The sequence below is a fragment of the Nocardia sp. Tas62D01 genome (genome assembly GCF_055232035.1).
The window spans coordinates 7,611,809-7,632,483 of sequence record NZ_JBUYUZ010000001.1; the positions used below are offsets into that span (position 1 = coordinate 7,611,809).

A 20,675-nucleotide genomic window follows, 5' to 3' on the forward strand; every position below is an offset into this window, starting at 1 on the left:
TATCCGGACTAATTCCTGCGGTCGCTCTGGAGCGGACGCTATGGTTGATCGCTTGTTCTTTGATTCCGGATCGGTACCCACTCTCCTTCGCGAGCTCCCATCCAGGAACCGACCCGCCCCTCGAGGACACCCCCAGATAAGACTTCTCGACTCGATCCCCAACAGGACAAGCGGAGTCCGTCCCAAGCGGGCCGCGTCGCCGGCGCGACGCGCACATAGGTGGCGAAGACGACTGCGATGGTTCACGACCCGGTCTTGTCGGGTCTTGCCCTGACGCCGTCGAGCACGGTGTCGATGACTTGGAGGACGAAGGTGTTGTCGAATGAGGCGTGGCCGTGTAGTAGGCGGTGGTAGATCGGGCCGTAGAGCATGTCGAGCACGATCTCGATGTGGGTGTCGGCGGGGATCTCGCCGCGGCCGATGGCCCGCTGCAGGGTCAGTCGTCCTTGTTCGCGGCGGTCTTCGACGAAGCGAGCGCGGTATTCGCGGGCGAAGTCCGGGTTCGACAGTACCTCGACGAGTAGGCCAGCGATGATGCGGCCGTAGGGGTGGCGAGCCGCCAGCTCGGCCCATGGGCACAGCATGGTGCGCAGATCCTCGCGTAGCGATCCGGTGTCGGCGGTGGGTGGGACCGTCGCCCATTGCTCGTAGAGTGCATCCATGGCGAGGGTCTGCTTGGTCGGCCACCAGCGATAGATGGTGGCCTTGCTGACTCCCGCCGCCGCCGCGACCGCGTCTACGTTCATGGCGGCCACGCCGCGTTCGAGCAGCAGCTCCATGGTCGCTTGCAGGATGGCTTCGCGCGACTTCTCGCTGCGCGGTCGGCCACGCCGGACCGTCGTGGTCTCAGCGGTCACTGCTTCCTCCCGGCAACAGTGTGCTGAGGACTCGTCGATGTCGGTGACTCGATGCGCAGCGCCTGCCCGACACCGGAGCGCTCACCATCCGGGCCCCGCGGGTGGTCTCGACCTGGCCGGCGAGTTCGGCGGCGGCGCGCGGGCCGACCGCGCTCATGTCGGCGAGGACCTTTCCCGGCGTGAGGCCGGCCAGAATTCCCTCCGGGCCGTGGGTGATCGCGCGCAGCGCGGCGTCGTCGGACACCATGCTGAACACGACCTCGGCCGCCTCGGCAACCTGGTGCGGGGTGTCGCACCAGATCATGCCGCGACTGATCAGGTACTCGGCCTTGGCAGGTGTGCGGTTGGTGCCGTAGAGGGAGTTGCCGTCGAGTAGTCGGGCGGCGACCCGGCTGCCCATCGCGCCGAGGCCGACGAAACCGATTGTCGTCATGATGCTCTCCTCTCTATGCCTGACTTTCGTTGAAGTCTTCGGGGGTCAACTCGAGGTTCGCGGCCGCCACGATCGGATCGACCTGGTCGGGGAGCCGGAATCCGGTGATCGCGCCGCACCGCCGGATCGGTCAGCGTCCAGGCCGCCGCGACGGCCCGCTGTCACGCCGTGCCGCTCGCCCACTGTTCGCAGTCGGTGTGCCGTGGCGAGGTGTCGTGACAGCTGCGGTTCGGTGACCGCGATGTGTCGGACGAGGCCCTGCTCCTTCAGCTCCGACCAGCCCTCCTCGATATCGTGATCTGGGATGGGCCAAGGGATCTGGTACAGGTCGATCGCATCCACCTCGAGTCGCTCGAGGCCGGCCTCGGACTCGAGCAGGATCGAGTCCAGCTTCAGACTGTTGCGGACCCGGCCGCTGCCGTCGTCGAGCAGTGACGCCTTGGTGAACACACACGGCCGCATCCCGCTACCGCGCAATGCATCACCGACCACTCGCTCGGATCGACCGAAGCCGTAGGCGGCCGCGGGTGATCTCCATGCCGGTGGATCCCAACTGCGTTGTAGCCAACGTCCTGGTCGTCATCACACCTCCTGGGTTTTCGAGTTCCGAAGTATCAGTAAAAGTATACGCACAGTTTCGTAATTGTGTAGTCGGCATCCTGTAGCGACATCTTTCGGGTCGGAATACCCATGTAAGGCGTTCTTAACGCGAGAAATCGGCGCCGCGTCCAGCTGTCGAGCTAACCTGGAAAAGCTAAACTAATAGTTTCGAAACGGAGGGTCGACATGGATAGCGACACCCGGGTTACAACGACATCACCCGACCTCCTGGATGCGTCTGGTCGGGATCGGCCCGATGAACGTCGCACGCCCGAGGAGTGGGCTCAGGCCTATCGCGCACAGCTGCGAGTGCCGGGAGTCCACGCGACAGTCCCAGGGTTCGTGATTCTGCCGCTGCATGAGATGGCCGCGGCGATTGCGCCTGAGCCGCTCGGCATTCGAATGCTGGACGAATTGACCTCGCATGGGTGGTCGGTGCCGGTGTTGGCGGGGGCGAAGCGTTGCACCTTCTTGGCGGTGTTCGATCGGTACCCCGACGCAGAGTTGATGGCGCGACTAGAGCGGCATGGACTGTCGTTGTGCCCGCATCGCTCGAATGTCATCCTCCCGACGGGGTGGGGACCGGTGACCAGGGAGGGGCGGCATTGGATCCGACCTCCGCGGCCGGATGAACAATGGCCAGTGCTCTCGGAGGTCCTCGACGTCGCGAACGCTGTCCTCAGCGTCGACAAGGCGCAATCCGCACGTCGTCGAGGCGACCCGTGACGATGTCCTCGCCGTTGACGAGCGGCAACGGGATCCGCGCTGGATATGTAGCCCCGCAGCAAGATTCACTGACATCCCGGTTAGCTACTCCATCTCTCCACAATCCCAACTCGCGAGCCACCCCCGCCACCGTCTGGGATCGGTCGATCACTTCCTTGACCGCCGCCTCTCGAAACTCGGGCGAATACCGCGAATTCGTTTGCGCCACTATAACTCTTGTCAGTAAACCCCGATTTACTGTGGGGCCACTGTCCTGAAACTTTCCGGCTCCTCACCTGGACTTGCGGGTCCTTTTTTTTGCTGGTCTTAGCCTTCGATCGGGTCTGTCGACGAAAAATTACAGTGCCCCCATATACACGTCGGTGAAGTTCACCGAATCCCTTGCCCTGCAAGGTCTCTCTGCGTCGATTAGGTCGGTCGGCTCGAAAGATGATGCGGCAACACAATCGCGCGATCGTGCCAGTTGAGCGTGAGATTCGCGGCCGGTCGACGGTTTGCGGCCGAAGCCGTGCGCTGGCCGGACAGCCCGGCGCACGGCTTCGACAGGGGTTGTGGTTATGCGAAGTGGGACTTGAAGATCTGCCCGTGCACGCCGACCGTGCGATCCACCACCTGCGACACCGTGAAGTCGGCAGCCGCGGAGAGATAGGCGTAGGCGGTCGGGCGATCCATGCCGCGGTCGTGTTCGAGGAAGTCGAGCGCGTTGACGACGGCACGGCGCATCGCGACATTGAGGTCGCTGTTCTGACCGTCGACGGCGCCGTTGGGATCGGACAGGCCGATGGGGATCCACGAGTCGTCGGTTTCGCCGAACGGGTAGTGGAAGGCGACCGATGGCGCGTCGCCCGAGCCGGGCTTGCACACGGTCAGCCGAAACGTTCCCCGCAACGACCCTTCCATCGCCGTCAAGGCGACCTCGCCGTCGCCCATCGACATGTGCGGATCGCCGACGTAAAACAGCGCACCGTCCGCGAAAACGGGGAGGTAGAAGGCCGATCCGGCGCCGAGCAGGCGGATGTCGATATTGCCGCCGCCCAGCGTCGGCGGGATCGAATTCGCATTCGGCGAGGTCGGATCGGTGTCAGTGGCGTAGGCCACGCCCATCATGCCCATGAAGGGCCGGAGCGGAAATCGCACGCCGGAGGTGTCCCCGAAGCGCATCACGCCGTGCCCGTCCTCGATCGGGGTGAAGACCGAGAAATTGCCATACTTCGCCGGAGTGCCGCCGGCCCGGCCGTCGGTGCCGACCGGGGGCATCACCTCAGCCGGTGCGATGCCCGCCGGTGCTGCGCGATCGGCGGTGAGGGCAAGTGCGCCCTTGCCGTGTCTACTGGACACCACACCGTAGGGGACGCGGGGAATTGCCTCCAGCGTCTCGATTTTGAGCACGTCACCGGGGCGTGCGTCGTCGATGAAGATCGGACCGGTCACGACATGGGGGCCGTCTTTGTCGAAGGAGCGCGGCGTGCGCTTGTACTCGGCGGCGACGGCGATGGCATCCGCGAGCACGTCGGACGCGGCGACACCCTTGCTGCCGAAGTACTCGACGGGATTGCGGCCCTGGTCCTCGAGGATGCCCTCGTGGGACACGGTGTCGATGGTGACGGTCTCGCCGGATTTCATCCGCATGACCGCACTGCTGTGCACCGTGGGGACATACCCCCACAACACTTCATCCGGATTCGAGCGCAGATAGTGTGATCCGGTGATGGCGCCGTTGCCGGGCTGGAGGACGCCGCCGGAATACTTCGTCGGCACGCCTGCGGCCTCGGAATCGTGCGAGCAGGCCGTGGCGACACCCGCGATCCCCACCCCGCCGCTGACCGCCGCGACGGCTTGCAGGAAACCGCGGCGACCGAGCCCCCGGTCCATGATTCGCGCCGCATCCCGGCCGCCCTCGCTGTGCATTCCGCTTCCTCCATAACTCCGAAACGCGGATCGACACGACGAACATAGAAGGACGAGATTGCTGGGATGTTACGGCCGTGTTCGGATGTTGGACGGCAGTTTTTCGACCGCGTGGCTGGTCGATCTGGCGGTCGCGATCCGCCCAACAGGGCCTGCCCGGAGAAGTGCCGTTGTCATCTGCGTCGACGATGTCGGCTGGATGAGCGGCGCTGATCTCGGAACGATGCAGCCGGTCGCATACAGCGGCTTCGAACACGGATGCGTGCGGGGGCGTCGAGCTGGTCGGCGGAGCGGTTCCGGATTCTGTTGGCCATCATCGGGCCCGGCCTGATCGTCGTGGTCGGCGACAACGACGCGAGCGGCGTCGCGGCCTACGCGCAGGCCGGTCAGAACTACGGGAGGCCCTGCTATGGACGTCGGTCCGCGCGAGCATGCAGGATCGGCCCTCGATCATGGCGGCGGTAATCGAACGGCGTCGCATGGCACCTGCCGCCTTGGGAATGAATACGATCAATCCTCGGCACAGGCGGGTGGCAAGGTCACGCGAGAAAGGCGCCTCCGGGCTGAGGTGAAGTCGAGTCTGCAGTCCGGTTCCTAACGGGGCGCCGTGGGAGATAGGATCACTCATGCTGTTCCGTCAGCTGGAGTACTTCGTGGCGGTCGCAAGAGAGAGACACTTCGCGCGGGCGGCGGATTCCTGCTACGTGTCGCAGCCCGCGCTCTCGGCGTCGATCGCCAAGCTCGAGCGGGAGCTGAACGTCACACTGATCAATCGCGGGCACAACTACGAGGGCCTGACCCCGGAGGGTGAACGGCTCGTCGTATGGGCTAAACGGATCCTCGCCGAACAAGTGGCGTTCAAGGCGGAGGTGGCGGCCGTTCAGTCGGGTATTACCGGGACGCTGCGGCTGGGGACCGAACCCACCGCATCGACAACCCTGGCACTTCCGGTGGCCGCGTTCTGCGCTACGCACCCGCTGGCCAGAGTGGAGGTCAACTCCCGGTTGTCGACGACAGAGTTACATCGCAAACTGCGTGAATTCGAGCTGGACGCTGCCATCGCTCACTTCGCCCCCGACGACCAGGCGGGGTTGCATGTGGTGCCGCTATATCAGGAGAGGTACATCCTGCTGGCGTCCGGAGACCAGCTGCTGCCCCCGAGCAACACTATGAGGTGGGCGGACGCCGCCCAGTTGCCGCTCGCGTTGCTGACGCCCGACATGAGGATTCGCCAGGTCATCGACAGCGCATTCGCGGAGGCCGGGGTCGAAGTGCACCCGCAGGTAGAGACGGACTCGGTGGCTGCTCTCTACGCCCACGTGGGCTGCGGAGGGTGGGCGTGCATCGTGCCGCATACGTGGATGCGTGCCATGCCCGTGGTCGGCAGGACGAGAGCCGCCCGCCTGATCCACCCTGACGCCGGGGCGCAGGTCTCGGTGGCGATCCACGCAGCGACCCCCGGTTCGGTCATGGCTCGGGCGTTCGTTACCGCAGCAAAGGGCCTAGCGCTGGACGAGTTCTTCGACCTGCCAATGCCGACCGAGCCCCTCGTCAAGTGAGACCGGTCCGACGGTGTTGGTGCGTGTACCGGTTCTCCACCGCCCGCCTGTCGAGTGCGCCCTTGGCGGTGTGAGGCAAAGCAGCGACGACTTCCAGCCGGTCGGGTACTTCGAACGGGGAGAGCTGGTTGCGGCAGTTCTGCAGGATCGTTTCGGGACCGACGCCACCGGCCGGGCCTACGACAACGGCGGCGCCGACTCGTTCCCCGTATACCGGGTCGGAGATGGCGAACACGGCCGCCTCGATGACGCCGGTACATCCGGCCAGGATGGCCTCGACGTGCTCGGGCGAAATTTTCTCGCCCCCGCGGTTGATGATGTTCTTGATGCGCCCGGTGAGAAATAGGTACTCGTCCTCGTCCAGTGAGCCCAGATCACCAGTGCGGAACCACCCATCGGCGAAGCTGTGCGCCGTCGCGGCCGGGTCGTCGAGATAACCGCGCACGACTGTCGGCCCGTGCACCCACACCTCGCCGACGGTGCCAGCCGGGCACGAGTGCCCGTCGTCGTCGACGACGCGAAGACCCACCCCGGTTGCCCGCCCGACCGATCCGTGCTTCAGCCGCCCACGCTGAGGCAGCGGCTCGCTGGTCGCCTGGTGCGAGGTTTCGGTCATCCCGTAGGCCGAAAGCACCGGAGCGCTGAGCGTGCGCTCCATCGCCCGCGCCGTGGCCACGTTGAGGCCGGCACTGCAGCTGCGTACGAACCTCAACGGCACGACCTGCGGGCCGGGGTAGTCGAGCGCTGACCGCTGCAGAAGGATCTCATGGATCGTGGGAACAGCGGTGAACCACGTGGCGGCTACAGTCCGCATCTCGTCCCAGAACGCGTGTGCCGAGAACCGTCCCCGCTCCGGCAGCAGCACGCAACCCCCACTGGCCAGGGACGCCAGGAGCACCGCAAACAATCCGTGACCATGAAACAACGGCATGACTGCCACAGTTGCGTCCTCGGGTCCCAGCTCGTAGGTCGCGCAGATACCCTGCACGGCGGCGGCGACGTTGGTGTGCGTCAGCGGGACCATTTTGGCCCGGTCGGTGGTGCCCGAAGTGAACAAGACAACGGCGTCGTGGTCCGAGGACCCGGGTGCCGCGTCCCTCATGTGCACCGCACGCGCGCCGGTTTCGAGGGTGGCCGTCGCGAACCCGTCAGTGGAGATGTCTACACGCAGTTCCCATGTCGGAACGCGGGACTGTGCGACTGGCGCGGCGTCGGCCGCGGGTGGGCCGACCAGGATTGCTTGCGCCCCCAGCGCCTCGAGCCGCGCGGACATCTGTGACCGGGGCAGTGTGGGGTCGAGCGGCGCGACCACGAGCCCGGCGTGTGCTGCCCCCAGAAGCGCGACGACGAACTCGGCAGTGTTGGCACTGACGAGGCCAACCGCGTCTCCTCGGCGCAGCCCTGTGCTGCCTAGGCGGACGGCCACATCGTCGACCAAGGCGGCGAGGGCACCGTAGGACACCGGTACCCGATCACCGGTTACAACGAGCGCCGGAGCGTCCGGGCGATCGCGCACGTGCTGATCCAGAAGATCAGTCAGTCCCGTGATCGCCGGGGGCCGAAACCGTTTCTCGTCGTGGCAGGACGACTCGGTCGCCGCGGCCATGTCCACCACCTCCTCGCCTTGAATTGGTGCAGTCGCTACCTGTGAGCCTGCTGCGGCATGGCGGCCACGTCCAGTACCTGCTTGCGAATGGCTGATAACGGGCCTCTATCGACGGCGCCGCCGGCAGTGGGGCGCCAGCCATGTGTCACCGAATCCGCAACTGTCCCAACGAATCAGAGAGCCACCACCGTGGACTGAGCCTCCTGGCCGCGCATGCCAGTGATCACCCCGCGGGCGATGCACCCGTTGGACTGGTTGCCGGGGCAGTCACGGCCGGGGTGACCTCGACGATGATGTGCTTTGTCAGGGGTTGTCCGCTCTGCTCGCTGTGGTCGGCGATCGCGCACAGCAGATTCAACTCGGGCATGTAGCCGATGACGCTGCCGGGCGGGGTGTTGTAGGCCACAGCGCGGTAGCCGTAGACCGAGCGGGTGCTGCCGTCGCGGGCGAAGCTGGTGATGTCGATGAGGTCGAACTCACCCAGTCCGCGTTCGCGCATGTCTTCGGGGTTCATGAACAGCGCGGTGCGCAGGTTCTTCAGACCGCGGTAGCGGTCGTTGTCGGAGTAGATGGTGGTGTTCCATTGGTCGTGGGAACGCACGGTGCCCAGCATCAACCGCCCCCGGGGCGGCACAATATCGGGCATCGGTGCGGCAGAGAACTCCGCGTTTCCGGACGGGGTGAGAAAGACTCGTTCCCGCGCCGGCTGCCGGATCCGAAACCCAAGCGGTAGTCGTACGCGACGGTTGAAGTCCTCGAAGCCGTCCAGCACCCTGGCCATGACATCGCGGACCCGGTCGTAGTCCTGGCTGTAGGACTCCCACGGTGTGGCGGAGGATGGCAGAGTCGCCCGGGCCAGGCCGGCGAGAATCGAGCACTCAGACTTCAGATGCGGCGATGCGGGCGTCTTCATGCCAAACGACAGGTGCACCATACTCATCGAATCCTCGACGGTGACGCCCTGCTCGCCGGTCTGCTGAACGTCCTTCTCGGTGCGCCCCAGGCAGGGCAGGATCAGCGCCTTGCGGCCATGTATCAGATGACTGCGATTGAGCTTGGTACTGACCTGAACCGTGAGCTCGCAGTTGCGTAGCGCGGCGAACGTCATCTCCGTATCCGGCGCGGCCAGGCTGAAGTTCCCGCCCATACTGACGAACACCTTCACCTCGCCGGCCAGCATCGCCTGGATCGTGCCGACGGTGTCCAGGCCGTGCTCACGCGGTGGAGTGATCGAGCAAACCTCTTCCAGCCGGTCCAGCAGCCGCTCAGGGGGGCGGTGATCGACGCCGCAGGTGCGGTTGCCCTGGACGTTGCTGTGGCCACGTATCGGACAGGGGCCTGCGCCTTCACGGCCGATGTTGCCACGCAGGAGGAGCAGGTTCACGATTTCGCGGACGGTGTCGACGCCATGTTCCTGCTGGGTCACTCCCAGACACCAGGCAACGAGCGTGCGGTCGGCACCCAGATATACCTCAGCCAGTTCTCGGATCGCTTTCTCCTCGACACCCGACTGGTGCACGATCTCGGGCCAGCCGGTCCCCTCCACGAGCGACCGGTAGTCCGCGAAGCCGGTCGTGAAGCGCTCCAGGAACTCATGATCGATGGCCTTCGGGTCGGTCTCCGCGCGCTCGAGGACGACCTTCGCGACCCCGCGCAGCAACGCCAGATCCCCACCGACGCGTGGCTGGACGTTCATGTTTCCGGTCTTGGTGGCATGCAGAGACCCCATCGCAACGAACTCGTGCGGCACGATCGTGCGCCGGCTGGCAGCCTCGATCAGCGGGTTGATGTGGACGATCTGTGCGCCGCGGCGATGCGCGTCGGCCAGCGAGGTCAGCATCCGGGGCGCGTTGGACGCGGCATTGACCGCCATCACCAGCAGCAGATCTGCCTTTCCCCAATCGTCCAGGTCGCAGGTTCCCTTACCCGTCCCCAACGAGTCGGTCATCGCTCGCCCGCTGGCCTCGTGGCACATGTTCGAGCAGTCCGGCAGGTTGTTCGTGCCGAACTCCCGCACCCACAGCTGATACAGGAACGTCGCCTCGTTGCTGAGCCGGCCGGATGTGTAGAACGACGCCTGATGCGGGCTATCCAACCCCCGCAGCGTAGAGCCCACCACCTCGAAGGCCTCCGGCCACGATATCGGCACATACTTGTCCGACTCGGCGTCATACACCATCGGTTCGGTCAGCCGCCCCTGGTCCTCCAGCGCGAAATCCGTCCACCCCGACAGCTCCGTCACCGTGTGGCTGGCGAAGAAGTCACGGTCGACCTTCTTGCGGGTCATCTCCCAGGTGACGTGCTTGATGCCGTTTTCGCAGATGTCCAGGTGCAGGCCCTTGCGGTCATCCGGCCATGCGCACCCCGGGCAGTCGAAGCCCCCGTCCTCGTGGTTCATCCGCTGGATCGCCAGTGGGCCGGCAAACAGCTGCTTGGTCTGTACCAACACCTTTGCCACACTGCGGGCCGCGCCCCAGCCGGCAGCGGGATGGTGGTAATCGGCCTGGGAGAATTCGCCACCGGCGTTCGGACCGCGCCCCACCGCGGCCCGGCCCGGCTCACCCTTCCCAAGCAAATCACCCCGAATGGGTGGCGGGTTGTCTGTCATCGCGCTGCCCTTCCTCCGAGTACCAACCTGTCGTGGCTCGCGAGGTCGCCGCAGACCCATCCACCGCTCATGGACACGAGGGTGCGACCGCGGCGTGCTCCTGGCGATCCCTCAGCGCTAGTTGGCTATGTAGCCGAACTTGTCTGGGTTGGGGCCGATTCTACCGGATTCACCTTTGTCGAGGGCCGAGATCGCATCCATATCGGAGCCGGCCAGTTCGAAGTCGAATAATTCGAAGTTGGACTTTATCCGGTCCGGCGATACTGACTTGGGGAAGACGATGTCGCCCCGCTGAATGTGCCAGCGCAACACGACCTGTGCGGGTGACTTGCGAACGGCATCGGCGATCCGCTCGATAACCGGGTCATCGAGGACTTTGCCCTGAGCGATCGGCGACCACGCCTCGGTCGCTATCCCGTGCTCTCGTCCGTATGCGCGAACCTCTTCGTTGGTGAAGTAGGGATGGACCTCGATCTGGTTGACCGCCGGGACAGTGTCGGATTCCTTCGCCAGTCGGTCCAGATGTGCCGGCTGGAAGTTCGACACTCCAATGCTGTGGGCGCGTCCGTCCCTGGCGAACTCTTCGAGGACATTCCAGGTCGAGACGAAGTCGCCGCCGTAGAGCGTCGGCAACGGCCAGTGGATAAGGAAGAGATCGACGTAATCGGATTCGAGCGCGCTCAATGTTTTGTCGAACGCGTGTCGTGCATCGTCGGGCTTGTGGAAGCCGTTGTCGAGCTTGCTTGTGATGAAGACAGCGGCTCGCTCCAGCCCGGCGTCGCGGACGCCCTGGCCGACTTCCTTCTCGTTTCCGTACATCTCTGCCGTGTCGATGTGCCGGTAACCGATCTTCAGGGCAGCCTTCACCGCTGCGGCGGTTTTGTCGGGCTCGATCTGGAAGACGCCGAAACCCAGCTGCGGGACGTGCGTGCCGTCGTTCAATTCGATTACGGGAATATTGCTCACGATTTCTCCTCCTTTGACCGTTCTACCCAGCGAACAAGACGTCCTACGAGTTTCCCGCCGCTGTTCAGCGGAAGCGTTGCTTGGAGGGGACTCACCTGGGCAGCACAGTGCAGACCTCGCGAACCACCTTCGCTACGTCAGAGCACGACCCGCATCAGAAGTTCTGCTATGCCGTACCCGCACCGTCATGACCGCTACCTGTTTCCGTTCTCCGGCCGAACAGATGTTCAAATTTGCCTCTTAACCCGGGCTGTGGGGCCCTCCGGTTGGCGAATCAGGTCGCCTGCGGCACTGACGATCGGTCCTTGTCTTCCACAATTGCGCTTCAGCGGGCCCGTGTCGTCACCGCTGACACCCACTAATTCTTCCCACTAGCGGCAGCCTGTGCTTACCCGTCAGCATCCAGTTGGGCTGCTAGCGCGGTTTACCGAAAAATCAGAGCAGCACAGCGATGGGGGCGACCGTTTGCGCGTTACGGCTAGCCGGAGTCTTCGCACGGCGCTGGCAGGTATGGACATACTCCAGCTGACCTGGGGAGCAAGTTGGCGTCAGCCGTGACGACATGGGGGCGCTAAAAGGGGATCATGCTGTCATGCAACTCACTATCCACGAACTGGTGCGCCGCATTAGACACCCTTCGGAACGTGCGCACAGGCAATGCAGGGGGTTTGAATGCGAAGCCACCAAACAGGTTCCACGCCAGATGAACTCGTCCGGAGAGTGGCTGACCGGGAGATGATCGCTTGGGGCAGACGCTTCTGGCGTTGACCCGTTGCCGAATCCACAAGGAACTGGTACCGGCACATCGGAAGAACGGACAGACGAGCATGACAAAGACAGTGCGATGTGCTGGCGTGCAATTCGCGCCGATCATGCGAAACAACGAAGCCGAAACAACCACGAATGGCCAAAAGTTGCGCGACCTGCTGCTCGTAGCGTTGACAGTCGCTTCGGGGGCGGTCGACGCCATCAGCTATTTCGGCCTGGGAAAGATATTCTCGGCGTTCATGACCGGGAACATTGTGTTCTTTGGCTTCGGAATCGCACACCTTCGGGGACCCGCCGTACTGCCGGCCATTTGCGCGCTGACTATGTTCGCGGTGGGAGCCTATCTCGGCTGGCGGGTTGTGACTCTGCGGTCCCAAGAAGCTGGTTTGTGGCCCCGGACGGTATCGGTGTTGTTAGCCCTCGTGGCGATCGCCGAGGCCGGCTTTCTAGCCCTGTGGTCAGCAACGGCCGGACAACCGTCGACTGTAATCACCGACGTTCTCATCGTCCTGCTCTCGCTGGCTATGGGGATCCAGACCGCAGCGGTCCGATCACTGGGCGTGCAGGGCGTGTTCACTACAGCCGGCACCTTCACCCTGGTCGCATTCGCGGGTACTTTCGCAGGGACCAGGCCGAGGACCGAGATACCCCGCCTGGTCGGCGTGCTCATCGGGTTGGTCGTCGGCGCCATTGGGGGAGGACTACTCTTCCTGCATGCGCGCAGCTACGCCCCCATGCTGCCGCTCGCGATCACGATCCTGGTGATCCTCACGGGGCGCAGCCTGCACAAGTCGGCCAACAGCTCGACGCCCGGTGCGGCGTTTAACCTCGCCGAAATATGTTCGGGGCCAGAGGGTTCGGGGTTACCGAACGCAACAAAGCCAAAACAACCGACACAGCCGTCGACGTCCGGACCCACACGTTCAGGGCCGGCTGCGCCGCCGCAGCGGAAGTTGACAGCCATCGCCTATCGGCTGGTCGGCAACGGGATACCACCTGGTCGTCGACGCCCTCGAGCTCAACGACATCCGGACCATCTACGGCGTTGTCGGCATCCCGATCACCGACGTTGCGCGCGTTGCGCAGGCGTCGGGCATCCGCTACATCGGCTTCCGTCACGAAAGCGATGCCGGTCACGCGGCGGCCGCGGCCGGATTCTTGACGAAGAAGCCGGGTGTGTGCCTGACGGTATCCGCGCCGGGCTTCCTCAACGGCCTGGTCGCACTGGCAAACGCCACGACGAACTGCTTCCCGATGGTCCAGATATCCGGCTCCAGCAAGCGGCACATCGTTGACCTCGAGCAAGGCGACTACGAGGAACTCGACCAGCTTGCGGCGGCCGAACCGTTCGCCAAGGCCGCCTACCGGGTGAACCGAGTCCAGGACATCAGCCGCGGCATCGCCCGAGCGATCCGCACCGCGGCGTCCGGACGGTCCGGCGGTGTCTACCCCGACATCCAGCCGCCGTTCTCGGTGAGGTCATCGACGTGGCCGCGGGCGGCGCGTCCCTGCGGAGGGTCGTCGACCCGGCGCCGCGCCAGCTCCCCGCACCAGAGGCCACTGAACTGCCGCTCTCCGGAATCAAGGTCATCGACTTCACCGGAGTTCAAGCCGGCCCGGCGTGCACGCAAATGCTCGCCTGGTTCGGCGCCGACGTCCTGAAGGTCGAGCGCATCACCGGTGGTGGTGTCACCCGTCACCAGTTGCGCGACATCCCGACGTCGACGCCCTGTACTTCACGATGCTCAACAGCAACTCGATCCCTGGCGATCAACACCAAGTCCCCGCAGGACAAACCTGCTACCCACCGGAATTAGAGTGCTGGGGGTATTTGCGTCCGACTGCGGCGTAGAACGAGACGCGTGCGTCTTTGCCCGCGGCAGGTTCGATGCTGTCGGGGTGCCAGCGGTGTGGAGGCACGATGCCGGGCTCGATCATGTCGAGCCCGTCGAAGAACCGGGCAAACTCTCGGTGGCTGCGGACTTGCGGGGTGAGACCGTTCTGCTGATAGACGCGGACGGCTTTGGCGATGGACTCGGGATCGAAATCCGCTGTGGCGTGCGACATCACGAGGTAGGAGCCGGGGGCGACGGCATCCATCAAAGTGGACACGATCTGATAGGGAGCGCGGTCGTCGGGGATGAAATGCAGCAGCGCTAACAGGCTGACCCCGATCGGTTCGGTCAGATCGAAGGTGTCGCGCAGGTCGGGTGCGCGCAGGATCGCGGCGGGGTCGGCGGCGTCGGCGTCGATGTAGGCGGTGCGGCCCTCGCTGGTGCCTGTCATGAGCGCACGGGCGTGGGTGAGCACGATCGGGTCGTTGTCGACGTACACCACTCGGGATGCCGGGGCGATCTCCTGCGCGATCTGGTGCAGGTTGGGTTCGGTGGGGATTCCGGTGCCGATGTCGAGGAACTGGCGGATGCCCCGGTCGGCCAACCATCGGGTGACCCGCCACATGAACGCGCGATTGGTGCGGGCCATCTCCGGGGCATGTGGAAAGACCTGCAACACCTTGTCGACTGCGTTCCGGTCGGCGGCGTAGTTGTCTTTCCCGCCGAGGAACAGGTCATACATTCTGGCGCTGTGGGGCTGATCCTGTCGCAGATCCACCACCATCAAGAACCCCCGTCTCATTCGGCTGTATTGATTATCGAAAGTGTTTGGCAGTCAGTCTATTCCCCGCGCATGTGAACCTCTTTCGGGGCACCCGAGTGGACTGGCAGCGAGGTGTAGTCGGGGTGCTTGTGGATCTCTTCGGCGGCAGTGTGTTCCAACTCGGTGGCGCCGGTGCATGCGGCGTCGAGCATCGCCAGCAGTGCGAGGGCCTGGCGGCCCATTGCCCTAGGCAAAGCGGATGCGTGCGCTCTGGTTGCTCGAGGCGGCCTCGACGTAGAAGTCGGGATGGCTGCCGCAACGACGTGGGCTCGCTGAGGGTGGGGGGCGGAGCCGGCATCCGATGCGCTACTCACCCCGCCCGGCCGGGGACAGAGCGGATGTAGGTGAGCACCTCCCGAAGCAGGGTCACCCGGTGGCATCAGCGTTGTGCCGGGACGACGCTTCGAAAATCGTTCTTCCGTATTGTGCAATGCACCCCTTTGACGATGTCGACCACCTGCGTGACGGAAAAGTCTCCGGCCGCGCTGAGGTAGAGGTACGCCTCGTTCTGAGTCATGCCAGTGAGCGAAGACAGGAATTCGACGGAGAGTCTGGCGCAGTGCCGCATCGCCTCGTCGAGACTTTCGTTCATACCCAAAATGACCCACTCGGTGTCCGTTTCGACGAATGGCCACGGCCCATGATGCCGCACGCCGGATTCGACGACGGTGAGCCGGGCGGTGACGCGAAGGGATCCCTCCAGCGCGGTGAGCGCGATTTCACCGTTGCCTTGGGCGAAGTGCGGGTCGCCGAGGTAGAAGCCCGCTCCGCGGGTCTGCACCGGAAGGAATAATGATGACCCACAGTCCATTTCGCGGATATCCATATTTCCGCCGAAGGGCCCGGGCGGGATCGTACTGAGCGCCTCGGGTCCCGGCGGCGTGACACCGCACAGTCCCATGAACGGACGGAGATCGATCGACGCCTGGCCGCCTTCGAAGTCGAACAGGGCTTGGGATTCGGCGTCGTCGACGGCGCAAAACTTGCTGAAAACCGGGATTGCACTCCCATCGATCTCCCGGGGCAGCAGATCGGGCAGCGCGCCGCGCTGGTGACGGCTGGAGATGATCCCGTAGGGAACTCGCGGTGTGAGCTCGAGGAAATCCACACGAAGCCAGTCTCCCGGTTCGGCGCCCCGGACGTGCACCGGGCCCAGGACGATATGCGGTCCGGGCGGTCGATGAGTGCGCCGCAGGTCGGAGGCCGCCAACTCGACAGCGTCGGGCAGAACGTGGTGCCGCTCGACACCGAACTGTCCGAAATATGTTACAGGGTCACGGCCCTGATCTTCCATCAATCCTTCTGGGGAGATGGTGTCGAAGGTGATGGTCTGACCGCTGTCGACCGTGAGTACCGGCGGTGTCGTGGGAGTGGGAAGCGTTCCCCAGCTGACTGTGTCCGGGGTGCACCAGAGGTAGTGGTCCGCGGTGCCGGGGTCGATTCCTGCTGTGAGGATGTCCATCAGAGCCTGCTCGAGAGCGCGGCCAGGTGTTCTCGCCAGCCTCCTGTTGCGGTGATCTCGCGGGCGGAGTCTTCGCTGCCGGGCAGCCGGCGGCAGACCATACTCAGCGATCCCCGTCCGTCTTCGAGCTCGATCACCGACAGTTCCAACTCGGCCGGTTCGCGCGGAAGGAGCTTCTCGCGCAGTTCGGTGTAGGAGACTTCGTAGATTTCGCCCGGGACGGACCAGCCGCCGTCGCTGACGGGCGCGAGCCCGGGAAAGACGTCATCGTATGAGAAGAACTTGTACGCGGGGGCAGTGCGAACCGAGCCGAGGAATCGGGCGGACGACAAGGCGTCGTTCAGCGGTCCCCCGCCCATCGCCTGGCCGTTGACGAACATGATGACCGTAGTGTCGGACATGTGAAACTCCTTTGACGCAAACGTATTGCTCAGTCGAGGGTGGTGTTGCCGTGACCACGCAAGGCGTGCACCCGTACTGCGGTCGTGGCGCGCTCGACGTCACCGCTGGCCAGGTCGTCGAGCAAGGTACGGTGCTGCGAGACAGGTTCGTGCCCCGGTTGCTGCACGTAATCGTCTGTCGGGTAGAGAAATGCCTGCCGTGCCAGGAACGACGACGTGATCGGCGAAAACGCGGCGCGGTTGATCGCCATGTGCAGTTCGAGGTGGGCCATGGAGTACTGCGGGCTGCCGACACCGTGATCGTGCAGGGCATTCCCGAGCGGCGTCAGCAAGGCGTAGAGCGAGTCCCAGTCGATCGTCTCGATTTTGGCGCTGATCATTCTGGCGGCGACCTGGTCGAAGGCAATTCGAAGCTCGTGCAGTTCTGCTCGGGTAGTGGCGTCGACTTCGACCACGATCAACTGTCCGCGCCGCACCCGTTCGACGAGTCCTTCACTGGTCAATCGCTGGAGAGCCTCGCGGATAGGGGTCCGGCTGACGCCGAGTTGTTCGGCGATCTGTTCTTCGACCAAGCGGATGCCACCGGCGAACCCGCCAGTAGTGATCTGCTGACGCAGATATAGATACACTCGGTCACGGGCACTGACAGGTTCGTCGGCGCGGGTCGAGCCGAGGGTTTTGAGTGCGGTCACGAGATCCTCGCTGTCAATAGGGCGACTCGGCACGCGTTGGTGGCGCGCTGCATGAATGTTCCCGACATGACGTTCATACCGGCTTGCAGCGCCGTGGTCTGCAGGGTGGAGATGCGATTGTTCAGATCGAAGTAGCTGTTTCCCGGGGCAAGCAGTTCCGGAAAGTCGAATACGAACGGCTCGGTTTCGGAGGCGTCGGTCTCACCCCATGTCGTGGTGTTGACGATCAGCGAGGGCGCGGTTCCGTCGAACAACCCGCGGATATCGCCCGGGGCGGTTGCTTCTGCCTCGAACCGGCCCGCCCATGCCTCGAGTGCGGAGGTGCTACGGGCGCTGCCGACCAGCCGCGCCGTCGGCCACGCTCGGCGGCAACCGAGCGCAACCGAGTTCGACGATCCACCCGAGCCGAGGACCAGGATCGATGCGGGGGCTCGACCGCCCATAACGGTCTCCATGGCGGCTTGGGCTGCCCAGCTGTTGGTATTGACCCCGATCACACCATCGGCGTATCGGACGATAGTGTCCACGACGCCCGTCCGCGTAGCCGAGACGGTCAGAGTGTCCAACTGTGTGGCTACCTCCTGCTTCCACGGACTCAGTACCAGGGCAAGCTCCCAGCGAGAGTCCGCGAACAGCGCGCTTGGATTCGGAAACGCAAGCGTATCAACGACTTTGATGCCCTGCCGCGCGAGCGGGTCGAGTAGCAATCGACCTCCCAGGGCGTGCGTAGCGGTGGTGCCGATTCCTGCGATGACAGCGGGGGTGGTGGTCGGCCGCGCATCCGGCGTGTCGCGCACTTCGCCGACGCAGTGCGCAACGGCGCTGTGCATCGTGGCCGCGCCGGCGCCGCCGTGGAGCAGGACAACCTGGGGGTCGGTCACAGCGTTTCCTGTCGTGGTTCTGATGATCATGTGCGTAGCTCCCGGTGAATCAGTGCGCGGCGAGCGGTGCGCGGGCGGGGATCACCTGGCGGCCGGCTGGCGCTCCGATCACTTCACCCTTCTCGAAGATCAGGTTTCCACGCAGGTAGGTCGCGACAACCGCACCGGTGAGCGGCCATTCGTTGTATGGAGTGACGTTGTGCTTGGAATGCAACGATGTCTGATCGAGGACGACCTCAGCCGTCGGATCGACCAGTACGAAGTCAGCGTCGAATCCCGCCGAGATCTGTCCCTTGGTGGACATCGACCAGCGCCGCGCCGGGGTGTACGAGCACAGGCGCACGATGTCCTCGACGGCGAGCTTGCCTTGCGCCGCGGCGGTGAGCAGCAACGGAAGCATCGTCTCGACACCGATGAACCCGCCGTAAGCCTTCCAGACGTCTTCCTCTTTCTGTTCGTCCGCGGTGTGGGGGGCATGATCGGTGGCAATGATGTCGACGTCCCCGCGGCCGATTCCCGACCACAATGCCTCGACGTCGGCGGCCGGGCGGATCGGAGGGTTGAGCTTGATGAGGTTGCCGTAGGTGTCGTACGCGGTGTCGTCGAGGAACAGGTGCGAGACCAGGGCTTCAACGGTGACCCGATGTCCTTGGGCCCGCAGATCCATCACTCGCTGCAATCCTGCGGCCGACGAGAGATGGTGGATGTGGAGCTCGGTTTTGGCTTCGGTGGCCATGGTGATGATGCGGGTGACCGCTTCGACCTCGACGAAGTCGGGCCGGCCTTCGAGATGGGCACGTGGATCACGACGCCCGCATGCCTGCAGGCGGTCGCCGAACATGCGCAGCAGGTGGTCATTTTCGGCGTGGACACCGACGACGAGGCCAGCGGCGGCAGCAGCTTCCAAGCCACGGAAGATCGCGGCGTCGTCAGGGCAGCGGTTGTCCCCGGTGGTCTGGCCCATGAAGAGTTTGAACCCCATGGCGCCGAGTTCGGCCATGGCGGCGATCTCGTGATCGTTGTCATGGTCGAGCATGCCGTAGAGGCCGAAGTCGACGTACGCCTTGTTCTTCACCAGGTCGAGTTTCTGCCGGAAGCGGTCGGCAGTGGCGACGGGAGGTTTGGTGTTCGGCATGTCGACGACTGTGGTGACGCCGCCGGCGGCGGCGGCGCTGGTGCCGCTGGCGAAGTCCTCCTTTTCTGTCATACCGGGCTCTCGCAGGTGCACGTGCATGTCGACGAGCCCGGGCAGGACCAGCAGTCCGGTTGCGTCCACTGTGGGCACACCGGCCGTGGCGAGGTCGTCACCGACGGCGACGATCCGGCCGTCGCGGATGGCGATGTCCTGGCGACGGCGTCCGTCGTGCGAGACCACTGTTCCGCCGGTGACGACGAGATCGGAGGTGGTGGGAGGTGTCATGACTTGCCTTCCGGTGCGGATCGATCGTACGAGCGACGGAAACGTGCTCAGGACAATGCGAGGTCGGGGTTCTCGTGGTAGACCTCGCGGATTGGGCCGAGTTCGAATAGATCGGCGACCGACACGTGCAGACCGCCCGCGGCGATGGACTTGATGTTGGCAGCGGCGGTTTCGTCGGAGAATGTCAGGATCTGTTGTCCGGCTTGCCCGTTGCGTATCAGGTCGTTGCCGGCGAGACAGGACGCGAGTGTGGTCTTCGGGTCGAGGCTGAGGTTCTTGCCATACTCGTTGACAGTGATGTCGGTGGCCAGCTGCGGGTTGGTGAGGACATCCTTCCAGCCGCGTATCTCTGCTTTGAGGAAGGCCTTGACCTTGTCGCGGTGGTTGGCGATGTTGTCTTGGGTGGTGATGTAGGTCTGGCCCACCAAGGGAAAGCCGACGTCGGCGAGGAGCATGGTGTGCACGTCGAAGCCCTTGGCGCGCAGCTCGATGGCTTGGTCATTGACGTAACCGAGGTAGCCGTCGATCTCGCCGGCGGTCATGCCGATCGGATTGCCTTGGACGGGAACGGTGTTGATGCGGGAATTGTCCAGGCCTAGAGCGGCGATGAAGTTGCGCCACACCGGTTCAGAGGAGGAGGCGCAACCGATTGTCTTGCCGTACAGATCTGTCGGAGTTTCGATCGGCTTGGATGCCATCGACATCACACAGCCGGCGTAGCGCTGGTAGGCGGCGCCGATAATCTTCAGTGGTGCGCCCTGCGCTACCGCGGAGGCGACGGTAGGAACCTGGGAGACACCGGCAAAGGTACGGGTGAGGACGTCGGATTCGATCGGCGGTGCGGTCGGTCCGCCCGGAATGAGCTCGGATCCGCTGAATCCGGCCTGGGAGTAGTAGCCGTTCTTGTCGGCGAAGTAACTGCCGGCGAACTCGGTGTTCTTGATCCACGCCAGTCGCTGTGAGGCGACTCCGAAGCCGTTCCCGGTTGTCGTGCCGGATCCGCTGGAGACGCAGGCGGTGAGGATTGTGGGCCCGGCGAGTGCGATACCGCCGACTGTCAGTCCTCTGGTGAGGAATTTGCGGCGGTCGAATTGTGCGGACATGGTTGCTCCGTGTTGATCGTTGTAGGG

At 64.4% G+C, this 20,675-nt stretch carries 18 protein-coding genes and 3 pseudogenes; 5 read left to right on the plus strand and 16 right to left on the minus strand.

Going from position 1 to position 20,675, the window contains the following annotated elements; translation table 11 throughout:
- Positions 1 to 242: 242 nt before the first annotated feature.
- From ACV7NQ_RS36385 to ACV7NQ_RS36395, 3 genes and pseudogenes are all read right to left on the minus strand, one after another.
- The gene (locus ACV7NQ_RS36385) at positions 243 to 857 is read right to left on the minus strand and encodes a TetR-like C-terminal domain-containing protein (RefSeq protein ID WP_463363698.1); all 615 of its coding nucleotides are present in this window, start codon (positions 855 to 857) and stop codon (positions 243 to 245) included.
- Positions 847 to 1,290, minus strand: coding sequence for an NAD(P)-dependent oxidoreductase (locus tag ACV7NQ_RS36390; RefSeq protein WP_463363699.1), 444 nt, complete (start codon positions 1,288 to 1,290; stop codon positions 847 to 849). The genes ACV7NQ_RS36385 and ACV7NQ_RS36390 overlap by 11 nt, the downstream gene beginning before the upstream one ends.
- Positions 1,291 to 1,335: 45 nt before the next feature.
- Positions 1,336 to 1,803: pseudogene (locus ACV7NQ_RS36395) on the minus strand (aldo/keto reductase); the annotation flags it as partial.
- A gap of 273 nt (positions 1,804 to 2,076) precedes the next feature.
- Here ACV7NQ_RS36395 and ACV7NQ_RS36400 point away from each other — a divergent pair.
- Entirely contained in the window at positions 2,077 to 2,616 is a 540-nt protein-coding gene (locus ACV7NQ_RS36400) for a hypothetical protein (RefSeq protein WP_463366134.1), read from the plus strand.
- On the opposite strand, the gene ACV7NQ_RS36405 is transcribed toward ACV7NQ_RS36400, so the two are convergent.
- Together ACV7NQ_RS36405 and ACV7NQ_RS36410 are read right to left on the minus strand one after the other, a co-directional pair.
- Positions 2,570 to 2,824: a transposase gene (locus ACV7NQ_RS36405; protein ID WP_463363700.1), complete on the minus strand. Its 255-nt coding sequence runs from the start codon at positions 2,822 to 2,824 to the stop codon at positions 2,570 to 2,572. The two genes, ACV7NQ_RS36400 and ACV7NQ_RS36405, sit on opposite strands and share 47 nt — an antisense overlap.
- A gap of 347 nt (positions 2,825 to 3,171) precedes the next feature.
- Positions 3,172 to 4,524: an acetamidase/formamidase family protein gene (locus tag ACV7NQ_RS36410; RefSeq protein WP_463363701.1), complete on the minus strand. Its 1,353-nt coding sequence runs from the start codon at positions 4,522 to 4,524 to the stop codon at positions 3,172 to 3,174.
- Positions 4,525 to 5,150: 626 nt separating this feature from the next.
- On the opposite strand from ACV7NQ_RS36410, the gene ACV7NQ_RS36415 reads away from it, so the two are divergent.
- Positions 5,151 to 6,083: a LysR family transcriptional regulator gene (locus tag ACV7NQ_RS36415; RefSeq protein ID WP_463363702.1), complete on the plus strand. Its 933-nt coding sequence runs from the start codon at positions 5,151 to 5,153 to the stop codon at positions 6,081 to 6,083.
- On the opposite strand, the gene ACV7NQ_RS36420 is transcribed toward ACV7NQ_RS36415, so the two are convergent.
- From ACV7NQ_RS36420 to ACV7NQ_RS36430, 3 genes are all read right to left on the minus strand, one after another.
- Positions 6,076 to 7,689, minus strand: a complete 1,614-nt coding sequence (locus tag ACV7NQ_RS36420; RefSeq protein ID WP_463363703.1) for a FadD7 family fatty acid--CoA ligase — start codon at positions 7,687 to 7,689, stop codon at positions 6,076 to 6,078. The two genes, ACV7NQ_RS36415 and ACV7NQ_RS36420, sit on opposite strands and share 8 nt — an antisense overlap.
- A 223-nt stretch (positions 7,690 to 7,912) precedes the next feature.
- On the minus strand, positions 7,913 to 10,297 hold the full coding sequence (locus ACV7NQ_RS36425) for an FdhF/YdeP family oxidoreductase (RefSeq protein ID WP_463363704.1): 2,385 nt from the start codon (positions 10,295 to 10,297) through the stop codon (positions 7,913 to 7,915).
- A 117-nt stretch (positions 10,298 to 10,414) separates the two neighbouring features.
- Positions 10,415 to 11,263: an aldo/keto reductase gene (locus tag ACV7NQ_RS36430; RefSeq protein ID WP_463363705.1), complete on the minus strand. Its 849-nt coding sequence runs from the start codon at positions 11,261 to 11,263 to the stop codon at positions 10,415 to 10,417.
- 872 nt (positions 11,264 to 12,135) lie between these two features.
- On the opposite strand from ACV7NQ_RS36430, the pseudogene ACV7NQ_RS36435 reads away from it, so the two are divergent.
- The 3 genes and pseudogenes from ACV7NQ_RS36435 to ACV7NQ_RS36445 form a co-directional block, all read left to right on the plus strand.
- Positions 12,136 to 12,789: pseudogene (locus ACV7NQ_RS36435) on the plus strand (YoaK family protein); the annotation flags it as partial.
- Positions 12,790 to 13,000: 211 nt separating this feature from the next.
- Positions 13,001 to 13,605: pseudogene (locus tag ACV7NQ_RS36440) on the plus strand (hypothetical protein); the annotation flags it as partial.
- A 57-nt stretch (positions 13,606 to 13,662) separates the two neighbouring features.
- Positions 13,663 to 13,848: a hypothetical protein gene (locus ACV7NQ_RS36445; protein ID WP_463365957.1), complete on the plus strand. Its 186-nt coding sequence runs from the start codon at positions 13,663 to 13,665 to the stop codon at positions 13,846 to 13,848.
- On the opposite strand, the gene ACV7NQ_RS36450 is transcribed toward ACV7NQ_RS36445, so the two are convergent.
- From ACV7NQ_RS36450 to ACV7NQ_RS36485, 8 genes are all read right to left on the minus strand, one after another.
- The gene (locus tag ACV7NQ_RS36450; RefSeq protein WP_463363706.1) at positions 13,832 to 14,668 is read right to left on the minus strand and encodes an SAM-dependent methyltransferase; all 837 of its coding nucleotides are present in this window, start codon (positions 14,666 to 14,668) and stop codon (positions 13,832 to 13,834) included. The two genes, ACV7NQ_RS36445 and ACV7NQ_RS36450, sit on opposite strands and share 17 nt — an antisense overlap.
- Before the next feature lie 38 nt (positions 14,669 to 14,706).
- Entirely contained in the window at positions 14,707 to 14,883 is a 177-nt protein-coding gene (locus ACV7NQ_RS36455) for a hypothetical protein (RefSeq protein ID WP_463363707.1), read from the minus strand.
- A gap of 185 nt (positions 14,884 to 15,068) precedes the next feature.
- Complete coding sequence (locus ACV7NQ_RS36460; protein ID WP_463363708.1) at positions 15,069 to 16,151, minus strand: acetamidase/formamidase family protein; 1,083 nt, start codon at positions 16,149 to 16,151, stop codon at positions 15,069 to 15,071.
- A complete protein-coding gene (locus ACV7NQ_RS36465; protein ID WP_463363709.1) occupies positions 16,151 to 16,552 on the minus strand; it encodes an allophanate hydrolase-related protein in 402 nt (133 codons plus the stop codon). Before ACV7NQ_RS36465 ends, ACV7NQ_RS36460 begins: the two co-directional genes overlap by 1 nt.
- Before the next feature lie 29 nt (positions 16,553 to 16,581).
- Complete coding sequence (locus ACV7NQ_RS36470; RefSeq protein ID WP_463363710.1) at positions 16,582 to 17,244, minus strand: GntR family transcriptional regulator; 663 nt, start codon at positions 17,242 to 17,244, stop codon at positions 16,582 to 16,584.
- Positions 17,241 to 18,125 (minus strand): hypothetical protein, encoded by an 885-nt coding sequence (locus tag ACV7NQ_RS36475; protein WP_463363711.1) that lies wholly within the window; start codon positions 18,123 to 18,125, stop codon positions 17,241 to 17,243. Before ACV7NQ_RS36475 ends, ACV7NQ_RS36470 begins: the two co-directional genes overlap by 4 nt.
- Before the next feature lie 49 nt (positions 18,126 to 18,174).
- The gene (gene allB / locus ACV7NQ_RS36480) at positions 18,175 to 19,545 is read right to left on the minus strand and encodes an allantoinase AllB (protein WP_463363712.1); all 1,371 of its coding nucleotides are present in this window, start codon (positions 19,543 to 19,545) and stop codon (positions 18,175 to 18,177) included.
- A 47-nt stretch (positions 19,546 to 19,592) separates the two neighbouring features.
- Positions 19,593 to 20,648, minus strand: coding sequence for an ABC transporter substrate-binding protein (locus tag ACV7NQ_RS36485; RefSeq protein WP_463363713.1), 1,056 nt, complete (start codon positions 20,646 to 20,648; stop codon positions 19,593 to 19,595).
- Positions 20,649 to 20,675: the final 27 nt, after the last annotated feature.